Origin of the sequence: Synechococcus sp. Cruz CV12-2-Slac-r (assembly GCF_024346075.1) — a bacterium.
In the GTDB taxonomy this organism is placed as follows: Bacteria; Cyanobacteriota; Cyanobacteriia; order PCC-6307; family Cyanobiaceae; genus Synechococcus_D.
This window is the reverse complement of record NZ_JAGQEK010000128.1, coordinates 1-4,480: the sequence shown is the minus strand read 5'-3', so window position 1 is coordinate 4,480 and position 4,480 is coordinate 1. Positions and strand designations below refer to the sequence as shown.

Genomic DNA, 4,480 nt, shown 5'->3' with positions numbered 1-4,480 from the left:
TCGGCTTCTGTTAAGCCCTCGTTCATCGCATTATAAGCGCCGGCTCCCTTTTGCTTAATCAAACAGCAGAAGGAGCTGCTTTTTGCATGTAGTTGAACAATATTCATTGTGTCGTCTGTGGATCCACCATCAATTATTAGATGCTCGCAATATTCATTGTTCTTCCTAAGTTCATCTATGCCAATTGCGACGCTTTTGAGGTTATCTTCAATTGTGTTTGCTGCGTTTAGGGTTGGTGTTATTACTGTGATTGCAGGCTTTTGGTAATTAGTTGTCATGGTGAACTCAAAGTTTCGTGATTTCGTCTTGGTTTCTAGGGTTTTTAAGTTCTTGGGAGTAATTCTCTACTACTGCAGTTATGCCATTATCTGTGGAAATTTTTGCTTCCCATCCCAGCAATTTTAATTTGCCCACATCAAGCAGTTTTTGTGGCGTGCCATCAGGTTTGGAGCTGTCCCAATTTATTAAACCTTTAAAGCCAATCTTTTCTGCAATTAATTCAGCCAGCTCTTTAATCGTTACATCGCTGCCACTACCCACATTTAAGTAGTGCAATGGCTCTCCGCTTTGATCTTTTGGAGCTTCAATTCTGCTTGGATCCCAATTTTCTAGGCAAAAAACTGCCGCTGCTGCTAGATCATCCACGTGCAAAAACTCCCGTCTTGGTGTTCCGCTACCCCAACATGTAACGCTAGGTGCATTATTTTGATGCGCCTCGTAGAATCTTCTTAATAAGGCTGCTATTACATGGCTGTTGCTTGGGTGATAGTTATCGCCTGGCCCGTAAAGATTTGTTGGCATCAGGCTGATTGCATCAAAGCCGTGTTGCTTGCGTAGGGCTTGGCATAACTTTATGCCGGCAATTTTAGCGATTGCATACCATTCATTAGTTGTTTCAAGGGCGCCAGTTAATAGAGATTCTTCTTTAATTGGTTGAATTGCAAATTTTGGATAAATGCAACTGCTACCAAGAAATAATAAACGCTGCACGCCACTGCGCCATGCGGTTTCAATTATATTTGTTTGAATTTTTAGATTTTCTAGTAAAAAATCTGCTGGATAATTATTATTTGCAAGAATCCCACCCACCTTGGCTGCCGCTACCACTACCACATCTGGTTTATTAATTTCAAACCAATCTTTCACTGCTGCTTCATCTAATAGATTTAGATCTGCCCGTGGGGAAGTGAGCAGATTTGAGTAGCCTGCCTTGCTGAGTGCCCGGCAAATGGCACTACCCGCCATGCCACGGTGGCCAGCAACATATATTTTATTGCTTGGCTTAATTAATGTTTGGGTTGGATTCATTCCTGCGGCGCCCCCACCACGTTGAAGCCTTTGCGGCGTAGATATGCCTCCTTTTTAGCTTCTTCCAGATCGGCCGTTACCATTTCTGCCACCAATTCCTCCAGGCTTGTGGTGGGTTTCCAGCCCAATTTGGCATGGGCTTTTGTGGGATCCCCCAATAGCGTTTCCACCTCTGCTGGCCTGAAATAACGGGGATCAATTTTGATTACCACTTCTCCGCTATCGCGGCGTCCAATTTCATTCACTCCTTCCCCTTCCCATTTGATCTGGCCCCAACCCAATTCAATGGCGCTTAGCTCAATAAAACGCCTCACTGATTCTTGGCGGCCGGTGGCGATTACAAAATCCTCCGGTGGCCCTTCCTGCTGCAACATGCGCCATTGCATTTCCACATAATCGCGGGCATGGCCCCAATCCCTTAACGAATCAAGGTTGCCCATAAATAAACATTGCTCAAGGCCGGCATCAATGCGGGCCAACCCGCGACTGATCTTGCGCGTTACAAAGGTTTCGCCACGCCGCGGGCTTTCGTGGTTAAACAAAATCCCGTTGCAGCAATACATTCCATAGCTTTCGCGGTAATTAACAGTGATCCAGTAGCCATAAAGCTTGGCAACGCCGTAGGGGCTGCGGGGATAAAAGGGGGTGGTTTCAGATTGAGGCGTTTGTTGCACTAAGCCGTATAACTCACTGGTGGAGGCTTGATAAATACGGGTTTTCGCTGTTAAACCCAAAAGCCTCACCGCTTCCAGGATGCGTAGGGTGCCGAGGGCATCGCAATTGGCTGTGTATTCCGGCTCCTCAAAGCTCACCGCCACATGGCTTTGGGCGCCAAGGTTATAAATCTCATCGGGTTGCACTTGCTTGATGATTCCCACCAAATTGCTGCTATCGGTGAGATCGCCGTAGTGCAGCACCAACCTTGGATCGCATTCGTGGGGGTCTTGATAAAGATGGTCGATGCGGCTGGTATTAAAACTGCTGGCTCGGCGTTTTATGCCATGAACCTGGTACCCCTTTTCCAGCAGTAATTCCGCTAGATAGCTGCCATCTTGGCCGGTGATACCTGTAATTAAGGCCTTTTTAAGCATCGCCTTGCGAGCAGCGTTTTGCACTAATGCATTGCACTGTATGCACCACAATGCCTGTTACTGACAAATACTTCATGGCTCTTGCCGCAGTGCGCAAAATTTGTTGCATCGGAGCTGGCTATGTGGGGGGGCCCACCATGGCTGTAATCGCTGATCGTTGCCCAGAAATTGAAGTAACGGTGGTGGATCTCAATGCCGCCCGTATTGCCGCGTGGAATTCTTTAGATCTGGCCCAGCTGCCCATTTATGAACCCGGCCTAGATGCTGTGCTGCAACGGGCACGGGGCCGCAACCTGCACTTTTCAACAGATGTGGATCAGGCGATCGCTGCTGCCGATATGGTTTTTTTATCGGTTAATACCCCCACTAAAACCCGTGGGGTGGGAGCCGGCCAAGCATCGGATCTGCGCTGGATAGAAGCCTGCACCAGGCAGGTAGCTGCTGCCGCAAAAGGCCACACGATCGTGGTGGAGAAAAGCACTCTTCCGGTGCGCACTGCAGAAACGATCCAAGCGATTCTCGCGGCTGCTCAAGTGGGAGAAGATAAATCTTTTGCGGTGTTATCTAATCCTGAATTTTTAGCGGAAGGCACTGCTATCAATGATTTAGAGAATCCAGATCGGGTGTTGATTGGTGGTAATGATGCCGCTGCATTGAATGCGTTAGCTGAAATTTATGAGCACTGGGTGCCAACTGTAAAAATCCTACGCACTAATCTTTGGAGCAGTGAATTATCAAAACTCACGGCAAATGCATTTTTAGCTCAGCGCATTTCATCAATTAATTCAATTGCGGCCCTTTGCGAAGCCACCGGGGCTGATGTGAAAGAAGTAGCTAAAGCAATTGGAAGTGATTCAAGAATTGGCAATCGTTTTCTGCAAAGCGGACCTGGCTATGGAGGTAGTTGCTTCCAAAAAGATATTTTAAACCTTGTATATCTCTGTGGTTATTATGGCCTTGCTGAAGTTGCTAGTTATTGGCAGCAGGTGGTTCAATTAAATAATTGGCAACAGCAACGTATCGCCCGCTTAGTGGTGCAAAAATTATTTAATACCGTAAATGGAAAACGTATTGCCATGCTTGGTTTTGCTTTTAAAGCAAACACAAACGACACCCGTGAATCGCCGGCAATTCGCATTGCAAAAGAGTTGCTAGAAGAGGGGGCTCAGCTTGCAATTCATGATCCCAAGGTGAATCCAGATCAAATTAGTAAAGATTTAGCCCAGCCACCCGGCCTTGATATGGCTGCTGATGTGCATGGTGGCTGGTCGATGGCCCCGTCGCCCCTGGAGGCCTGCATTGGCGCTGATGCAGTTATTGTTGTTACCGAGTGGCAGCAGTATTTCCATTTGGATTGGCAGGCAATTTACGCTGTGATGCGAAAGCCGGCGTGGTTATTTGATACCCGCGCTATTGCAGATGGCAAGGCTGCCCTAGCTGCTGGTATGCAAGTGTGGACTGTTGGGGAAGGTTGAAATGGGTTTGCGTCATTTAGTAACCGGCGGTGCAGGTTTTGTTGGCTCCCATTTGATCGATCGCTTGATGGCAAAAGGCGAAGAAGTGATCTGTTTAGATAACTACTTCACCGGCCGAAAAGATAACATTCGCCATTGGATTGGCCACCCTAATTTTGAATTAATTCGCCACGATGTAACAGAACCAATCAAGCTTGAGGTGGATCGTATTTGGCATCTAGCTTGCCCTGCATCCCCTGTTCATTATCAATTCAACCCCATAAAAACCGCCAAAACCAGTTTTCTTGGCACCTACAACATGCTTGGCTTAGCGCGGCGGGTGGGGGCCAGGCTTCTGCTTGCTAGCACCAGCGAAGTGTATGGCGATCCGGAGGTGCATCCCCAGCCTGAAAGCTATCGCGGTTGCGTTAATACGATTGGTATCCGCAGTTGCTACGACGAAGGAAAGCGGATTGCGGAAACACTTTGTTTTGATTACAAACGTATGCACGATGTTGAAATTCGTGTAGTGCGGATTTTTAATACCTATGGCCCCCGCATGCTGGAAGATGATGGCAGGGTTGTGAGTAATTTTATTGTGCAGGCCCTGCGGGGGGAACCGCTTAC

General features: G+C 47.6%; 5 protein-coding genes. 2 read left to right on the top strand and 3 right to left on the bottom strand.

Annotated elements, in window-relative coordinates:
* The 3 genes from KB557_RS09135 to gmd all read right to left on the bottom strand — a co-directional run.
* Positions 1 to 278, bottom strand: a 278-nt coding sequence (locus tag KB557_RS09135; RefSeq protein WP_255133460.1) for a glycosyltransferase, incomplete at its 3' end; no start/stop codon positions are given.
* A 7-nt stretch (positions 279 to 285) separates the two neighbouring features.
* Complete coding sequence (locus KB557_RS09130; protein ID WP_255133458.1) at positions 286 to 1,308, bottom strand: GDP-L-fucose synthase; 1,023 nt, start codon at positions 1,306 to 1,308, stop codon at positions 286 to 288.
* Entirely contained in the window at positions 1,305 to 2,399 is a 1,095-nt protein-coding gene (gene gmd, locus KB557_RS09125) for a GDP-mannose 4,6-dehydratase (protein WP_255133464.1), read from the bottom strand. Before gmd ends, KB557_RS09130 begins: the two co-directional genes overlap by 4 nt.
* Before the next feature lie 50 nt (positions 2,400 to 2,449).
* Here gmd and KB557_RS09120 point away from each other — a divergent pair, with 50 nt between their 5' ends.
* Entirely contained in the window at positions 2,450 to 3,874 is a 1,425-nt protein-coding gene (locus KB557_RS09120) for a nucleotide sugar dehydrogenase (RefSeq protein ID WP_255133456.1), read from the top strand.
* A 1-nt stretch (position 3,875) separates the two neighbouring features.
* A partial coding sequence (locus KB557_RS09115) for a GDP-mannose 4,6-dehydratase (protein WP_255133462.1) occupies positions 3,876 to 4,480 on the top strand: 605 nt, incomplete at its 3' end.

Bases quoted from the DNA above. Each gene is read 5' to 3' on its own strand.
- KB557_RS09130 (WP_255133458.1), bottom strand. From the start codon at position 1,308: ATGAATCCAACCCAAACATTAATTAAGCCAAGCAATAAAATATATGTT.
- gmd (WP_255133464.1), bottom strand. From the start codon at position 2,399: ATGCTTAAAAAGGCCTTAATTACAGGTATCACCGGCCAAGATGGCAGC.
- KB557_RS09120 (WP_255133456.1), top strand. From the start codon at position 2,450: ATGCCTGTTACTGACAAATACTTCATGGCTCTTGCCGCAGTGCGCAAA.